This is a genomic window from Klebsiella quasivariicola (assembly GCF_002269255.1).
GTDB classification, from domain to species: Bacteria; Pseudomonadota; Gammaproteobacteria; order Enterobacterales; family Enterobacteriaceae; genus Klebsiella; species Klebsiella quasivariicola.
Genome location: NZ_CP022824.1, coordinates 35,545 through 50,343, shown reverse-complemented (window position 1 = coordinate 50,343; position 14,799 = coordinate 35,545). Strand labels below are relative to the sequence as shown.

Annotated in this window: 16 protein-coding genes and 2 pseudogenes; 5 read left to right on the top strand and 13 right to left on the bottom strand. The window is 52.1% G+C overall.

The features are described 5' to 3' along the window. The first annotated feature begins 8 nt into the window (after positions 1 to 8). On the top strand, positions 9 to 1,298 hold the full coding sequence (gene arsB / locus B8P98_RS28095; protein ID WP_004152098.1) for an arsenite efflux transporter membrane subunit ArsB: 1,290 nt from the start codon (positions 9 to 11) through the stop codon (positions 1,296 to 1,298). 12 nt (positions 1,299 to 1,310) lie between these two features. After that, entirely contained in the window at positions 1,311 to 1,736 is a 426-nt protein-coding gene (gene arsC, locus B8P98_RS28090; RefSeq protein ID WP_004152097.1) for a glutaredoxin-dependent arsenate reductase, read from the top strand. A gap of 32 nt (positions 1,737 to 1,768) precedes the next feature. Here the strand turns inward: arsC and B8P98_RS28085 are convergent, their stop codons facing one another. The 6 genes and pseudogenes from B8P98_RS28085 to B8P98_RS28060 all read right to left on the bottom strand — a co-directional run bounded on the left by B8P98_RS28085 (position 1,769) and on the right by B8P98_RS28060 (position 6,230). Beyond that, positions 1,769 to 2,305: a GNAT family N-acetyltransferase gene (locus B8P98_RS28085; protein WP_004152096.1), complete on the bottom strand. Its 537-nt coding sequence runs from the start codon at positions 2,303 to 2,305 to the stop codon at positions 1,769 to 1,771. 121 nt (positions 2,306 to 2,426) lie between these two features. Next, positions 2,427 to 4,183, bottom strand: a pseudogene (arsA, locus tag B8P98_RS28080) (arsenical pump-driving ATPase). Between the two features lie 18 nt (positions 4,184 to 4,201). Then, positions 4,202 to 4,564, bottom strand: a complete 363-nt coding sequence (locus B8P98_RS28075) for an arsenic metallochaperone ArsD family protein (RefSeq protein WP_004152095.1) — start codon at positions 4,562 to 4,564, stop codon at positions 4,202 to 4,204. Positions 4,565 to 4,639: 75 nt separating this feature from the next. Then, positions 4,640 to 5,185, bottom strand: coding sequence for a sigma-70 family RNA polymerase sigma factor (locus tag B8P98_RS28070; RefSeq protein WP_004182005.1), 546 nt, complete (start codon positions 5,183 to 5,185; stop codon positions 4,640 to 4,642). Between the two features lie 8 nt (positions 5,186 to 5,193). Beyond that, positions 5,194 to 5,907 (bottom strand): arsenical resistance protein ArsH, encoded by a 714-nt coding sequence (arsH, locus tag B8P98_RS28065; RefSeq protein ID WP_004152093.1) that lies wholly within the window; start codon positions 5,905 to 5,907, stop codon positions 5,194 to 5,196. Then, positions 5,904 to 6,230 carry an ArsR/SmtB family transcription factor gene (locus tag B8P98_RS28060; protein WP_004152092.1) on the bottom strand — a complete coding sequence of 109 codons (327 nt, stop codon included), beginning with the start codon at positions 6,228 to 6,230 and terminating at the stop codon, positions 5,904 to 5,906. Before B8P98_RS28060 ends, arsH begins: the two co-directional genes overlap by 4 nt. A 328-nt stretch (positions 6,231 to 6,558) precedes the next feature. Here B8P98_RS28060 and B8P98_RS28055 point away from each other — a divergent pair, with 328 nt between their 5' ends. Further along, entirely contained in the window at positions 6,559 to 7,056 is a 498-nt protein-coding gene (locus B8P98_RS28055; RefSeq protein ID WP_064184138.1) for a GNAT family N-acetyltransferase, read from the top strand. A 49-nt stretch (positions 7,057 to 7,105) separates the two neighbouring features. Here the strand turns inward: B8P98_RS28055 and B8P98_RS28050 are convergent, their stop codons facing one another. After that, complete coding sequence (locus tag B8P98_RS28050) at positions 7,106 to 7,615, bottom strand: aquaporin (protein WP_031944101.1); 510 nt, start codon at positions 7,613 to 7,615, stop codon at positions 7,106 to 7,108. A 61-nt stretch (positions 7,616 to 7,676) separates the two neighbouring features. On the opposite strand from B8P98_RS28050, the pseudogene B8P98_RS28045 reads away from it, so the two are divergent. Continuing rightward, a pseudogene (locus tag B8P98_RS28045) lies at positions 7,677 to 9,297 on the top strand (ISL3 family transposase). A 60-nt stretch (positions 9,298 to 9,357) separates the two neighbouring features. Further along, the gene (locus B8P98_RS28040; RefSeq protein WP_004152086.1) at positions 9,358 to 9,537 is read left to right on the top strand and encodes a type II toxin-antitoxin system RelE/ParE family toxin; all 180 of its coding nucleotides are present in this window, start codon (positions 9,358 to 9,360) and stop codon (positions 9,535 to 9,537) included. A 231-nt stretch (positions 9,538 to 9,768) separates the two neighbouring features. Here the strand turns inward: B8P98_RS28040 and pcoE are convergent, their stop codons facing one another. The 6 genes from pcoE to pcoB form a co-directional block, all read right to left on the bottom strand. Further along, positions 9,769 to 10,203, bottom strand: a complete 435-nt coding sequence (gene pcoE / locus B8P98_RS28035) for a copper resistance system metallochaperone PcoE (RefSeq protein ID WP_004152085.1) — start codon at positions 10,201 to 10,203, stop codon at positions 9,769 to 9,771. Between the two features lie 216 nt (positions 10,204 to 10,419). Continuing rightward, entirely contained in the window at positions 10,420 to 11,820 is a 1,401-nt protein-coding gene (pcoS, locus tag B8P98_RS28030) for a copper resistance membrane spanning protein PcoS (RefSeq protein ID WP_004152084.1), read from the bottom strand. Further along, positions 11,817 to 12,497 (bottom strand): copper response regulator transcription factor PcoR, encoded by a 681-nt coding sequence (gene pcoR / locus B8P98_RS28025; RefSeq protein ID WP_001188930.1) that lies wholly within the window; start codon positions 12,495 to 12,497, stop codon positions 11,817 to 11,819. Before pcoR ends, pcoS begins: the two co-directional genes overlap by 4 nt. 54 nt (positions 12,498 to 12,551) lie before the next feature. Then, positions 12,552 to 13,430 carry a copper resistance inner membrane protein PcoD gene (pcoD, locus tag B8P98_RS28020; protein ID WP_306671887.1) on the bottom strand — a complete coding sequence of 293 codons (879 nt, stop codon included), beginning with the start codon at positions 13,428 to 13,430 and terminating at the stop codon, positions 12,552 to 12,554. 55 nt (positions 13,431 to 13,485) lie between these two features. Beyond that, entirely contained in the window at positions 13,486 to 13,866 is a 381-nt protein-coding gene (gene pcoC / locus B8P98_RS28015) for a copper resistance system metallochaperone PcoC (protein WP_000025662.1), read from the bottom strand. A 39-nt stretch (positions 13,867 to 13,905) separates the two neighbouring features. After that, positions 13,906 to 14,796, bottom strand: a complete 891-nt coding sequence (pcoB, locus tag B8P98_RS28010; RefSeq protein WP_001378118.1) for a copper resistance outer membrane transporter PcoB — start codon at positions 14,794 to 14,796, stop codon at positions 13,906 to 13,908. Positions 14,797 to 14,799 lie beyond the last annotated feature (3 nt).

Genomic DNA, 14,799 nt, shown 5'->3' with positions numbered 1-14,799 from the left:
GAGGTTTTATGTTACTGGCAGGCGCTATTTTTGTCCTGACCATTGTTTTGGTTATCTGGCAACCAAAGGGATTAGGGATCGGCTGGAGTGCAATGCTGGGCGCGGGACTGGCTCTGATATCTGGCGTTGTGCATGTGGGCGATATTCCGGTGGTGTGGAATATCGTCTGGAACGCGACGGCGACCTTTATTGCCGTGATTATTATCAGCCTGCTGCTTGATGAGTCCGGCTTTTTCGAATGGGCGGCATTGCATGTTTCGCGCTGGGGTAACGGTCGTGGCCGTTTGCTCTTTACGTATATCGTTCTGCTTGGTGCAGCGGTGGCGGCACTGTTTGCCAACGATGGTGCGGCACTTATTCTGACGCCGATAGTCATCGCCATGCTGCTGGCATTAGGGTTCAGCAAAGGCACGACACTGGCATTCGTCATGGCTGCCGGGTTTATTGCCGATACAGCCAGCCTGCCGCTTATCGTGTCCAACCTGGTTAACATCGTTTCTGCAGACTTCTTTGGACTGGGCTTCACCGAGTATGCGTCGGTAATGGTGCCGGTGGATATTGCAGCCATTGTTGCCACGTTGGTTATGCTGCATTTGTTCTTCCGCAAGGATATCCCACCGACTTACGACCTGGCTCTTCTGAAAGCACCGGCAAAAGCGATTAAAGATCTGGCAACCTTCAGAACCGGCTGGATAGTTTTAATACTTCTGCTGGTTGGGTTCTTTGTCCTTGAGCCGCTTGGTATTCCCGTTAGCGCGATTGCGGCTGTTGGAGCTGTGATCCTGTTTGCAGTAGCTAAACGAGGCCATGCCATTAAAACTGGCAAAGTGCTGCGCGGTGCGCCATGGCAGATCGTCATCTTCTCATTGGGGATGTACCTGGTGGTCTACGGTCTGCGCAACGCCGGGCTAACCGAATACCTTTCAGGTGTGCTGAATGTACTTGCGGATAAAGGACTCTGGGCTGCAACGCTGGGTACTGGCTTCCTGACGGCTTTCCTGTCTTCCATCATGAACAACATGCCTACCGTGCTGGTTGGCGCTCTTTCTATCGATGGAAGCACCGCAACAGGCGTTATCAAAGAAGCGATGATCTACGCCAACGTGATTGGCTGCGATCTGGGACCTAAAATTACACCTATTGGTAGCCTGGCAACGCTGCTCTGGCTGCATGTCCTTTCACAGAAGAATATGACCATCACCTGGGGATACTATTTCCGCACCGGGATCGTCATGACTCTGCCTGTGCTGTTTGTAACGCTGGCAGCGCTGGCGCTACGTCTCTCTTTCACTTTGTAATGAGATACTGATATGAGCAACATCACCATTTATCACAACCCGGCCTGCGGCACGTCGCGTAATACGCTGGAGATGATCCGCAACAGTGGTAATGAACCGACCGTTATTCATTACCTTGAAAATCCACCGTCACGCGATGAGCTGGTCAAACTCATTGCAGATATGGGCATTTCAGTCCGGGCTTTGCTGCGCAAAAACGTCGAGCCTTATGAAGAACTGGGGCTTGAGGAAGATAAGTTTACTGACGATCAGTTAATCGATTTTATGCTTCAGCATCCGATCCTGATTAACCGTCCGATTGTGGTGACACCGTTGGGAACGCGTCTGTGCCGCCCTTCCGAAGTGGTACTGGATATTCTTCCGGATGCGCAAAAAGGCGCATTTGCTAAGGAAGACGGCGAGAAAGTAGTAGATGAGGCAGGGAAACGGCTGAAATAACCGAAAGGGGGCGATGCCCCCTTTCTCCTGCCTCAGCGTCCGGGTACCGGACTGTCCGGCAGCGTACAGCTCCCTTTTCCCAGCTGACGCTGCAGCAACACCGTGTCCAGCCAGCGGCCATGCTTGAAACCGATGTCCTTCAGCGTGCCGATTTCAGTAAATCCGGCGCGAAGATGCAGCGCTACAGACGCGACGTTCGCACTGTCCCCCACAACCGCTATCATCTGGCGGTATCCCTGAGACCGGGCCCATGTTAAGGCATGATCGAGTAAGGCTTTTCCGCCCCCCTGCCGCTGATAAGCCGGATCGATGTACACCGAATTTTCAACCGTAAACCGGTAGGCATGGCGTTCGCGGTAGCGGGAGAGATAACAGTAGCCGATGACCGTCTCCCCCTGCAGGGCGATATACCAGGGAAATCCACGTGACTGAACATTTTTCACCCGGGCAAGCATTTCCTGCGTGTCCGGGGGTTCCGTCTCGAAGCTGCCTGTGCCGTGCAGGACATGATGGGCGTAAATGCGCCGTATGGCGGGAATGTGCTGCTCTTCAGCATTGATAATGTGCATTGTATGACTCCTGTGACGTTGACTGACACACTACCGGAATTCGCGACGGCAGATTAAGCGCTTCATCTTATGACCTGTATAAGGAAATGTTTTAAGTGGAGGTAGGGCGTCGCCCCACCTGTCAGCCCGCCATTTCAGCCAGCAGGTCCACGCCTACCGGGTCGTCCTTCAGCAGTGGCGTCAGGGCAATGCGCTGTGCATAATGCCCGGCAACGTCGTCGATCAGCGGCAGTTCGCGACGGGCACGGGTGACCAGGAACGGGGAGGACGGCTTCGCGGCCGCGAGGCTGTTATTGATGACCCACGCCCAGGGTTCAATCCCGGCCCGGCGTAAGTCCTGCTGCAGCCCGGCCGCTTCCAGTACCGGCGTGGTTTCGGCAAGCGTCACGATAATGACTCTGGTCTTCTCCGGATCCTGCAGCTGCATCATTGGCGTTATCACGTGATCGTGAGCCTGCCCCATCTGGCGCACCATTTCCCGGTGATAGGCCCCGGTTGCATCCAGCAACAGCAGCGTATGCCCGGTGGGCGCAGTGTCTATAATGACAAAATGGTCGTTGGCCTCTTTGATGATCCGGGAGAATGCCTGAAACACGGCAATCTCTTCGGTGCAGGGGGAACGGAGATCTTCCTCCAGTACCGCCAGTCCCTCTTCATCCAGACCTTTTCCCTGATTTTCCAGCACAAAGCGACGATAGCGCTCAGTCTCTGCTTTTGGATCGATACGGCTGACCTGAAGGCCTGGCAGCGAGCCATCCAGTGTGTAAGACAGGTGGCTGCCGGATCGGAGGTGGTCAGGTGGACTTTATGACCGCGTCTGGCCAGCGAGACCGCGACCGCAGCCGCCACCGTGGTTTTCCCCACGCCCCCTTTTCCCATCGTCATGACCAGCCCTTTTCCCGCTCGGCTGAGGTCCTCCACCAGGGAGGCAAGCTCCGGTAAATCGACCGTCGTGAGCGTGGCTCCCGGATCCGGCAGAACAAGTGTGCTCTCTGTAAACAGCGCCCTCAGGGCTTCCAGACCAACCAGATTAAAAGGCTTCAGATACAGCATCGACCGGGGAAGATGCGCGAGGTTTTCAGGCATGGCCCGTAAGGCCCGTTCCTCCCGCGCCAGAATACTGTGCGCCAGCGGATCCTGTTCACCGGCAAAGGGAGGCAGCACGCCATTGATGGCAAGGTGCTGATGCTGCAGACCGATAGCCGACAGCTCCTCGTGGGTATGGGAGACCTCTTTCAGGGTCGACGCCTGTGCGCGGGCAACCAGAACCAGTCGCGTGAGTGCCGTATCAGAGAGGGCTTTCACTGCGTCAGCGTACTGGTCCTGTTGTTTCTCCAGCCCCACCAGAGGGCCGAGGTTCGCCGCAGCATCAGGATGTGCATCGAGGTACCCGCTCCAGGCGCCCGGCAGCTCAAGCATACGGATGGTGTGTCCGGTTGGTGCAGTATCAAAGACGATATGATCATATTTTTCGCGCAGTTCATGACTGGTCAGCAGCGCGGTAAATTCATCAAACGCCGCGATCTCCGTGGTACATGAACCGGAAAGCTGTTCTTCAATGTTGCTGATGACATCGGCAGGCATCAGTTCACGAACAGGATCGAGCACGCGATCGCGGTAAGCCTGCGCGGCCGCCATCGGGTCAACTTCCATTGCCGCAAGGTTTTCCACGGTGCGGATACCAGTGATCCGGTGGCCCACAGTCTGGCTGAAGACCTGACCGACATTGGAGGCCGGATCGGTACTGACCAGAAGCGTTCTCCGGCCCTGGTCAGCCAGCCATACCGCCGTCGCGCAGGCCAGAGAGGTTTTCCCCACGCCGCCTTTGCCGGTGAAGAAGATAAACGGGGGGATATTCTGTAAAAATGGCATCGTCATTGTTGAGCTCCTCCGGGATTAAGGCATACGGGGAATGCTGCAGCAGCGCGGCTGCGTGCTGTCTTCATTCCAGTCCTGCGTGAGGGAAATACCGGCCCAGCGGGCGATATCTTCCCGGGACGGGAGCTTGCCCGCCATCACCAGCTGGCCGTCAAGCAGGGTAGCGGGAAGGGACTCCATTCCTGACGTGTTCAGGAAGGCCCTGATGACGGGCGTATTCAGGAACTGCTGCGGGTTCTTTGCCAGGCTGTAACGCTGAATATTCACACCATGCTTTTTCGCCCATTCGGCGCTGGCGTTCCATTTGACGGCTTCATCGCTGACCACGACGCTGCTGGTCGCACAGCAGCCTGCGGCTTCAAAGATCTCAATTTTTGACATGGACTGTTTACCTCAGTGTTGAATGATGGGGCTTTACACTGAGGTAAACGAGTGAGGCGGGAAAAAGATGCGCGGTTAATCCATTTTTTTATGGCAGCAGACGGAAGACGCATCATCCACTTCCACCTGGCAGAGTTCCGTCATCGTCTTCTTCAGATGTTTCCGGGCGCGAAGCAGGCGCGACTTAAACGCCGTCAGCGTGATCCCCAGCTCGTCGGCCAGGCGCTGCTGGGGACGCCGGTTCAGATCGGCCTCTTCTATCAGCCATCTTTCCTCGTCAGGTAAGGCCTGCAGGGTTTCAGGCAGGCAAATCTCCAGCGTTGAAACCGCCTCATGGAAGGCGTCAGGCAGCGGGATCTCGTCTTCCAGCACCACGACGTCTCTGGCGGCACGGTACTCATCCGTCAGCAGATTCCTCGCCGTCCGGTACAGCCAGGCCCGCGGGTTCTCCATTTCACAGAAGCGGTCTGCACAGGCCCGGGCGCGCAGGAAGACTTCCTGAAGCAGATCGGCTGCCTGCTCCCGATCGCCTGTCCTTGATGCCAGAAAACGGGAGAGCTCTGCTTCATGCTGTTGCCAGAACACGCTCATGCAGTTGTTGAATGCCGTTACATCACTCATACCAGCCCTCAGATTTTGCTCTGATTCACCCGCCGGGAAAGTGCTTCTGCCGACTCTTTACGTTCACTGTAGCGATCGACGAGATACGCTGCATACTCCCGGGTCAGCAGGGTAAACTTCATCAGCTCTTCCATTACATCCACAATACGGTCGTAGTACGGGGATGGTTTCATCCGTCCGTCTTCATCAAACTCCTGCCAGGCTTTCGCTACCGAGGATTGATTAGGTATAGTAATCATTCGCATCCAGCGGCCAAGAATACGCATCTGGTTTACCGCATTGAAAGACTGGGAGCCTCCGCAGACCTGCATGACGGCCAGGGTTTTTCCCTGAGAAGGGCGTACTGCGCCCTCTGATAGTGGTATCCAGTCAATCTGGGCTTTCATAATGCCGGTCATCGCACCATGACGTTCAGGAGAGCACCATACCATCCCTTCAGACCAGCGCACCATTTCGCGAAGTTCCATAACCCTGGGATGCGTATCCGCTGCATCATCCGGCAGAGGGAGACCGGAAGGATTAAAGATGCGGACATCCGCACCCATGGCGGTAAGAAGCCGGGCAGCCTCTTCGGTGGCCAGACGGCTGTAGGACCGCTCTCGAACGGAACCGTACAACATCAGGATCCGGGGAGGATGGTCAACTGTCTTTACACCCAGGCGGACCCCGGTGCGACCTGTATCAAACAGCTCAGGAACAACATTTTTCAGTTCAGCAATCATTTTTTCTCCGGTGGTGACATAAAACCAGGCGGGGCATATTCGTCTGCACAGCACTCTTCTGTCAGAAAGGCAATCAATGCAGCAAGGTTGTCATAACAGGCGTGGCAGAACAGTGTTCTCCCCTGCCTTTCCTGGCGAACCAGTGAGACGGATATCAGCGATGAAAGATGATGACTCAGGGTCGAGGCCGGAATGGCGAGATGTTGCTGCAGTTCCCCCACGGGCAGTCCCTGACGTCCGGCCTTAACGAGTGTTTTGTAAATATCGAGACGAGTGGTGTGGCCAAGTTCTTTCAGCACCATCGCGGCGATTTTCAGCTCCATCCCATTCCTCGTAATTTTATTTCTATATTTCCAGAATAATAGAAATATATAGTGAGCGCAACCACGTCCATAATATGACTCCATCTCCGGGGCCTTACACTTACGCGGCATGGAGAAAACATGATCGGTGTTTATACCTCTCAGAAATGAGGTACGTCACAATATATATGGAAAAATGCATATGAATCCGTCACAGTAGAAACCGATTCCCGCTAAAAATAAAATGACCTTCATCCTTTGCTGACGGGCGCATTATGTCCCGCCGGGAAGCCCAGGCAGGCTCGTTTTCTGACTGCCTATGAATACAGCAAACATACGGTACAGAGAAATGGCAGAGATCATCATTAGAAAAATGCACGAAGAGGACTGGTGTGCAGTCAGGGAAATTTATCAGGAAGGAATTGCAACAGGGAACGTCACCTTTCAGACCGCAGCACCTGAGTGGCTGGAATGGAATGAAGGGCATCTTCAGGACTGCCGCTACGTCGCCACTGTTGATAACAGAGTGGTGGGATGGGCTGCGCTATCTCCTTTTTCCCGCCGGCATGCATACCGCGGTGTCGCAGAGCTGAGCATTTATGTCAGTACTCATTTTCAGGGAAAAGGCGCGGGCAGGGCTTTGCTCTCCGGGCTGATAAAGGGCTCGGAAAGTGCGGGTTTCTGGACGCTACTTGCTGGCATCTTTCCGGAAAACCAGGCCAGTGTTGCTTTACATCGCAGCCAGGGATTCAGGGAAGTCGGCTGCCGGGAAAAAGTGGGTGAAATGAACGGAAAATGGAGAGATGTTCTCATTCTGGAAAGGCGTAGCCGGACAGTGGGTTGCTGAAAAAAAGAATGCCTCTGTTCATCAGAGGCATTCTGTCCTGGAAGGGACTTTATTCCGGTGAGGGTGACTTCAGTTGCGGCATAAACAGCTGGCAGCACGCAACAGCTGCAAGCCCGCCAGACAGCGGAGCGGCCCAGTACAGCCACTGATTATCCCAGTATCCCATGGCCAATGCCGGCCCGAAGCTACGGGCCGGGTTCATGCTTGCCCCCGTCAGCGGCCCGCCAATAAAAGCATCAAGAAAAACAGCAATGCTGATAATCGCGGGGTTTCTGGTCGTTAGGATGCTCATAATCAGAATAAAAGTCATGACACCTTCGATGAAAAAGGCATTGTACAGTGATACCCCCATATGGACCCGGGTCACCCCGGCCAGCAGGGAGTGGCCAAAGACAGCCTTCAGGCACAGTGCAGCAGCGCCGGCCCCTAACAACTGAGCCACGATGTAATTCATGGTTGCCCTGAAAGAGCAGGCCCCGATCAGATAAAAAATCAGGCTTACCACGGGGTTAAGGTGTGCTCCGCTGTCAACAACGGGTAAAAAGTGGGTCTTCCGCAACTTAGGTGGACAAAAATTGATGAAACTTTTTAGTTAACAAGGATCTAAGGTGTTTTAAGTTATGTATAACAAAATGGCCTCACTTAAGAGACTTTTACAGCTACCGCGCGGGTGGCAAACCTGCCGACAGATTACTGGTACTGATGGAATAACCCTCCATCTCCGCGCCACACGTAAAACGGCATCATGTCCTGAGTGCCTCACGCACAGTCATTCTGTTCATAGTTGCCGGCGGAGGCGAGTACAGCATCTTCCATGCTCAGGCCAGGCCCTCTGGTTAGTCTTCGCCATCCGGCACTGGTACTGTCGTAACCCTTCCTGTTCACGTAAAATTTTTGCTGAATCGCTTGCTCCCTTTGCAGGCCCGCAGCAGCAGTCTTCTGCATTGCTGAAAAATCTGCAGCATCAGCTGGGGCTTATCGCAGGTGGTGAAGCAGGGAGACGAGCTGCAGTAGCTTCAGGAATACAGATCAGCGCGGATACTTTACTGCGCAGAGTGGTTCAAGCTCCGGAACAAACAGAGAACCGGACCAGGCATGTTGGTATTGACGAGTGGGCATGGCATCGGGGCCACAGGTACGGCACACTGATCGTAAATCTTGATACCCATCGCCCCCTGGTGTTACTGCCAGGCCGGGAGCAACGCACTCTGGCGGCATGGTTCAAAAAATACCCAGAAATACAGGTCGTCTCACGCGATCGTGGGGGGATCTATGCGTTAGCTGCTCGCGATGGTGCACCGCAGGCAATACAGGTGGCCGATCGCTGGCATCTGCTGAAGAATATTGGTGATGCGCTGGAGCGCATGATGTACAGACACATGCCATTGATACGACTGGTGGCCACCGAGTTATCCCCCCAAAAAACAGAATGCTGAAGCGTCTTTGGTGCCAACGTCAACGTTACGTCGCCCTGAACGTATTAAACGAGAGCGACGTGACAAACGGTATCAGCGCTGGGCTGAGGTAGACTCTCTTCATAAAAAGGGTTGTGGGATAAGAGAAATATCGCGTATCACCGGACTGTCCCGGGTGACGGTTCGCCGGTGGATACAGTCAAAAGCGTTCCCTGAAATATCAACTAAGCCACCCAGACCCGGGTTACTTGAACCATGGCAGGAATGGCTGGAAGAACAACGGATAAACGGTAACCATAATGCCGGGCAGCTATGGCGGGAGATGGTAAATGCTGGCTTCACCGGGAGCGAAACGACGGTCAGGGATGCTGTGGCTAAGTGGCGTAAGCAGGTTAACAGTCCCGTTATCGCCCCAGTTCGACTCCCCTCAGCATCCAGAGTAAGCCGCTGGTTAATGCCCTGGCGAATGATCAGAGGAGAAGAAAACTATGCATCCCGCTTCATCGAATCGATGTGCCAGAAAGAACCGCAACTGAAAATGGCGCAACAGCTGTCGCTCGACTTCTATCGAATGTTGAAAACGAAGAATAAATCGCAGTTAAATCAATGGTTCTCTGACGTCAGTCAAAGTGGGCTCATTGACCTTCAGCGTGTTGCGGCCGGTATGGAAGCGGATGCAACAGCAATACACGAAGCGATAAGCAGCAGATGGAGTAATGGCGTTGTGGAAGGCCATGTAAACCGCCTGAAGATGCTGAAACGGCAGATGTACGGTCGAGCTGGCTTCGAGTTACTGCGACGACGAGTCATGAGCCCTCTGGCTTAAACAACTCCACCTAAGTTGCGGAAGACCCAGTTTTGCACCGTTGGTAACAGTATAGCAGCGGTGTTTGACGTTCTGGCCATGCATGACATAGGCACGCATCGCGCGGAGCTGGGAGACAATATCTGCTCGCTGCCGGTGGAACAGCACATGATCTATTTTGTGTCATCACATTCGGTGGTTACGATCATTCGTATTCTCAGCCAGTCTCAGGATACGGCGCGGCATGAACCCTGGATATAGGATATAACCGGGAACGAAAATAATAATTAAAAACAATATGATACTGATATTTTTTTCATGAACTGAATTCTCGCGCAACATAAGTTAAATTTTATTTGATCAGGGCCAATTATGATAATGGTGATGGATGCTTTTGATGACACTTATTAATTACGAAAAAAAACGCTCCCGGCGGGAGCGTAAGCCAGTGACTTCGGCGTCAAATGAGGGTCTGACAAGTGGAGCTGCGGGTTAATTCTGGGTGATCTGGCTGCGATGCTTTTCAGCCTGCTGCTGATGAATCACTGAAGACTGACCATTATTCGCCTTCTCGTGTACAACAGCGGCTTTCTCATGCTCGTTCATTTCGGAAAATGATTTTGCTGTTTCGTTAGAAGCTGCTGGCTTGGATTTCATCATTTTTTTATGCATTTCAGCCATGTCCTGATGGGCAGAAGCGTTGCCGTTTTGCATCATTTCATGGGTCATTGCAGCCTGATCGTGACCACTCATATCCATCATTGTCATACTGTCTCCCTGAACAGCGCTTTTTTCAGAGGTTGACTGCATCTGATGGGCGGGTGCCTGGGCATTATTTACCTGGTCATGCATGTTCATTGTCTCTGCAGCCATGGCGGATGAAGCGACAGCCATAATGGCAACAAATGATACAAGGATCTTTTTCATGGTTGGGTCTCCGGTGTTTTCATACCCAAACAATCAACGGCTTATAACAGAGAAAGCATTTGATCTCAGGGCTGGTTGATCATCACGCCAGGAACCGGGCGATTGAATTATCACGCTGTCCTGATTTATGGCTGATTATAAAAAACCGCCTCTGTTTATCGCGTGACTGAACGATGACATTTTTGTCACCTTCCGGGTTTCTCCTGAATAACGGTATTAATCCATTAACAGACGCACACTGAACACAATTTCCCGCCCCTGCTGTTCTGCTGACAGCTCGCCGCCGTGAGCATGAATGATCGACCTTGTAATTGATAATCCCAGCCCCGCGCCTTCCGTGTTGTAGAACCTTGATGAGTCTGCGCGATAGAACCGGTCAAACAAACGTTCCAGATTAGCGGGAACCTGGCCGGACATCGTATTCGTAATCATCACGTTCACACAGTCACTGTCACGCTCAATGTGTATCGCTGTACAGGTGTTATCGGGAGAATACTTGATTGCATTGGAAAGCAGGTTACTGAAAGCACGTCGGAGCATATCGCTGTCTCCGGCAACAACGCCCTCTCCTTCAACCGTGATTGTCTTTCCTGTTTCGTCTGCCAGGGGCTCGAACAACTCACGTAATTCATTCAGTTCGGCTGCCAGATCCACATCATGTTTATCCAGCCGCAGCAGACCATGCTCTGAACGTGCCAGAAAAAGCATGTCACTGGTCATTCGTGACAACCTTTTCAGTTCTTCCAGGTTAGCGAATAAAATTTCGCGGTAATGCGAAACATCCCTTTCCTTAGCCAGTGCAAACTGCGTCTGCATCATCAGATTACTGACTGGTGTGCGCAGCTCATGCGCGATGTCAGACGAGAAATCTGACAGTTTCCGGAATGCCCCCTCCAGGCGATCAAACATATTATTGAACTCCTGCATGGTCTCAGAGATTTCCGGCGGAGCCAGATCGGGATTTAGACGCTGATCCAGGCTGTGTACGGTCATGGAGGAAGCCAGACTGGTCATTTCCCGTAGCGGTTTCAGACCAATACGTGTGGTCAGCCAGCCCAGAAAAACAGAAATAAAGACCAGACCGATATTGAACCAGAACAGCCAGGTACTGAGTTTGTCCATAAACAGGGTGTGATACCCAGTATCCGTGGCAACCGTAATGATGACATGTTTGCTTTTACCCTGTTCCGGCGTCACGGCAACCCGCCGCGAGATACTGCGGTACACGGTGTTATTTTCTTCCGTCTGGATCATATAGTCGAGAATATCACCCGACTTATTAAGCAGGACCGCTGGAACAACAGAATTTTTGGCATAGAGTTCAACAATTTTTTCATTTTCCATGTTTTTTATAGAAATGAATAAGCCATTGTGCCCCACCATCGCATCGTTTATTTTTTCTGATAATGACTTAATATCCGTTTTGTTCCTGAACGTCTCTGTTTTAAGAAACTCTTCGGTGAGCTGAAGTTTACCTGTCAGAAAATCGCGGTCCTGATTATCGAAATAGCCATTCAGGGTGCTAATCAGGATAAAACTTGATAACCACCATACCGTAAGCATCACCGCAGAAAAAATCAGGCTCAGGCGTGTGGTCAGGGAAATTTTGAACCTCACTCTTCTCTGATCTCCAGGACATATCCGGCACCGCGAACGGTATGGATCAGTTTTGGCTCAAAGTCATCATCAATTTTACTTCTCAGACGTCTCACGGCGACATCAATCACATTCGTATCACTGTCAAAATTCATGTTCCAGACCAGGGACGAGATAAGACTCCTGGGTAACACTTCTCCGGTGCGTTGCAGCAGCAACTCAAGCAGAACGTATTCTTTACCGGTGAGATGGATCTTCTTCCCCGAACGGATCACGGTCCGGCGCACCATATCAACGGTCATATCGGCGATGGTGCAGACTGTTGCGGCCTGCGAGCGTGCCCGGCGCAGTAGGGTTCTTACACGTGCAACCAGCTCCGTAAAATCAAAGGGCTTAATCAGGTAGTCATCTGCGCCAAGCTCCAGTCCTTTCACTTTGTCCCGCACGTTGTCCTTTGCGGTTAAAAACAGGACCGGTTCTTCGTGCCCGGACTCCCTCAGTGCGCTGATGATTTGCCACCCGTCGAGGAAAGGCAGCATCACGTCCAGTATTATCAAATCATACTGTCCCTTCGACGCGGCCCCGAGACCATCGCGGCCATTATTAAAGAGATCGGCCTGATAGCCTTCCTCAACCAGTCCCTGCTGCAGGTAACGACCTGTTTTTTGTTCGTCTTCAACGATTAAAATACGCTGCATGGTCAACTCGCTGATATGAAAGTAAAAATCTCACGCATGAGCTTTGGCTGTCCCCTAGCTGATCTGAGACGGAGCAAGCATTCCAAGCCACGCTACGGCGCCCAGAATGATAATCGCAACAACGAATTCTGTCAGGATGCTGTTTCGCATCAGGGCAACGCTGCGATCATAATTCCCTTCCCTGACCATAACTTCAAGCCGGGGACCCAGGTGAAACCGGTTTGCTGCAGCCAGAAGAAGCATCAGAACAAACAGAGCCGTCTTGGCAAGCAATATCCTCCCCCAGGAACTGTTGAATAAGGGAGTTAAGTTACCCTCAGCAATATACAGATAGTTGACCAGCGCACTCAGGATCAGGGCTACAACAATCACCGTTCCTGCCGTGGCAAATTTTGCCAGGGAGTCAGATATCACCATGACGCTCTGTGCATTATGCTCGTTTCTGCGCATCAGCAGGATAGCAAATGCAACCAGAGCACCTGTCCAGGCACCTGCAGCGCCGAGATGGGTCAGATCGCTCAGTAAATGGAGATAGTAATGCAGACCGTCATGCATAACGGCGTGTCCTCCCCAGGCAAGTGTAGCCAGCGCCACGCCCCCACTCATCGTCATCAGCAGGCAGGACAATACTCTCTTATTAGTGTAAAGGAACAAAGCACCGAGTGTGGTAAACAGGGCACAGAGTCTGACAATCCAGCTAATACCCACATCAGTTTCTTCTATCACCATCTCGATAACATGGATGGATAATTCTCTGAGGTCAGTTACTCCACTCATGGCATTAGATACCAGGAGCATATTAATGCCAGTAAGAATGATGCCTGTAACAACAGCAAAGGTTATAAACGACCTGAAATTAGTCAGGTTATAGGTTTCATGTCTGACACCGCTTATTCCATATATCTGAAAAAATGGCAATCCAAATATTACCATCAAATCCAGATAAAGAAGAAAACGAATAACAATCATAATCAGGTCGTTCATAATATTACTTCACTGTAAAGGTGTAATTACCGGTAATAGGGTGCGTATCTGAAGAAACCGCGCGCCAGTCAACACGATAAGTGCCAGCGGGTAAAGGCTCTCGCGGAATAATGACCATCGATTTAGGGTCAGCGCCTGGCGCCACTTTTGCCGCGACCGGCATCGGAGAATGTGATGACATGCCTTTCATACCCGTCATCGTTAATTTTGCACCTGAGAATTTCACGGTCAGATTTTCCGAGAAATTAAGCTGAATCTTTTCCGGGGCCGCTACGGCTGAATCAGCCTGTGGCACAGAGCTTTTTAATTCCGGATGGGCCATAGCAGAGAAAGCAACGCCCATAACGAGGCCACCTGTAAGAATGGCTTTATTTAAAATCGACATTTTATTTACCTGTTTAGTTGAGTGTTTTATATCAGTGCGTTAAAACCAGATTCTGGCTCCCGCCAGGAATACTACCTGATGGTCTTTCTCACCTTCTCTTTTCGCCATATCGGATGTTTTCCCGTAAAGTTGATTCCAGGAAACGCCTATATAGGGTGCAAACTCACGGCGTATTTCATAGCGCAGCCGGAGCCCCAGCTCTGTGTCAGTCAGTCCCCTGCCGCGACCCCGCGATTCATCATCCTGACTGTAGAAATTCACCTCATAGGATGGCTGGAGTATGAGCCGGTTAGTCAGTAAAACGTCGTATTCTCCTCCCAGACGAAGGGCTGCTTTTCCGCCATTACTGACAAAACCCGTAATTTCAGACTCAAAATTATAGAGTGCCAGCCCCTGAAAACCGACAGCAGCCCAGGTCCGGGCAGAAGCAGGTCTGAAATCCTGCCTGACACCCGCAACCAAATCCCACCATGGGCCAACCGCATGTCCCCAGAGTAACTGCGCTTCAGCCGCCTCCGTTTCCCCATTGCTTCGTTCACCTTCACTCTTTAGCCAAATCCGATCTGTGTCGCCTCCAATCCAGCTGTTAACACTCCAGCTGAAATTGTTGGTGTTATCCGACCGTTGCCATTCCAGTTGATCCAGCAGAACCAGATAATTAATCGCACTGTCGTGAATCGCATGCCCCTGTAAATTGCCGAATGCAGCCTTCCGGTCGGCATCGGTAACAGGCGGAATTGGCGTTCTGCTCTCAGTTACAATGGGCTCCATTGACGTCATCTCAGTGAAATTCTCATCTGCTGGCATCTGCATGGCAGACATGTCGTGCCCGGCGTGGGGATCTGCAGAGACGGAGCCCGCCGCAATAGAAAGCTGTGAGGTAAACAAACCGGCGACCAGAACAGGTATGGCCTTCAAATTTCTCTTCATTCG

Excerpts from the sequence above, each read along its gene's own strand:
- arsB (WP_004152098.1), top strand. The coding sequence starts at position 9 with ATGTTACTGGCAGGCGCTATTTTTGTCCTGACCATTGTTTTGGTTATC.
- arsC (WP_004152097.1), top strand. The coding sequence starts at position 1,311 with ATGAGCAACATCACCATTTATCACAACCCGGCCTGCGGCACGTCGCGT.
- B8P98_RS28085 (WP_004152096.1), bottom strand. The coding sequence starts at position 2,305 with ATGCACATTATCAATGCTGAAGAGCAGCACATTCCCGCCATACGGCGC.
- B8P98_RS28075 (WP_004152095.1), bottom strand. The coding sequence starts at position 4,564 with ATGTCAAAAATTGAGATCTTTGAAGCCGCAGGCTGCTGTGCGACCAGC.
- B8P98_RS28070 (WP_004182005.1), bottom strand. The coding sequence starts at position 5,185 with ATGAGTGATGTAACGGCATTCAACAACTGCATGAGCGTGTTCTGGCAA.
- arsH (WP_004152093.1), bottom strand. The coding sequence starts at position 5,907 with ATGATTGCTGAACTGAAAAATGTTGTTCCTGAGCTGTTTGATACAGGT.
- B8P98_RS28060 (WP_004152092.1), bottom strand. The coding sequence starts at position 6,230 with ATGGAGCTGAAAATCGCCGCGATGGTGCTGAAAGAACTTGGCCACACC.
- B8P98_RS28055 (WP_064184138.1), top strand. The coding sequence starts at position 6,559 with ATGGCAGAGATCATCATTAGAAAAATGCACGAAGAGGACTGGTGTGCA.
- pcoE (WP_004152085.1), bottom strand. The coding sequence starts at position 10,203 with ATGAAAAAGATCCTTGTATCATTTGTTGCCATTATGGCTGTCGCTTCA.
- pcoR (WP_001188930.1), bottom strand. The coding sequence starts at position 12,497 with ATGCAGCGTATTTTAATCGTTGAAGACGAACAAAAAACAGGTCGTTAC.
- pcoD (WP_306671887.1), bottom strand. The coding sequence starts at position 13,430 with ATGGTAATATTTGGATTGCCATTTTTTCAGATATATGGAATAAGCGGT.
- pcoC (WP_000025662.1), bottom strand. The coding sequence starts at position 13,866 with ATGTCGATTTTAAATAAAGCCATTCTTACAGGTGGCCTCGTTATGGGC.
- pcoB (WP_001378118.1), bottom strand. The coding sequence starts at position 14,796 with ATGAAGAGAAATTTGAAGGCCATACCTGTTCTGGTCGCCGGTTTGTTT.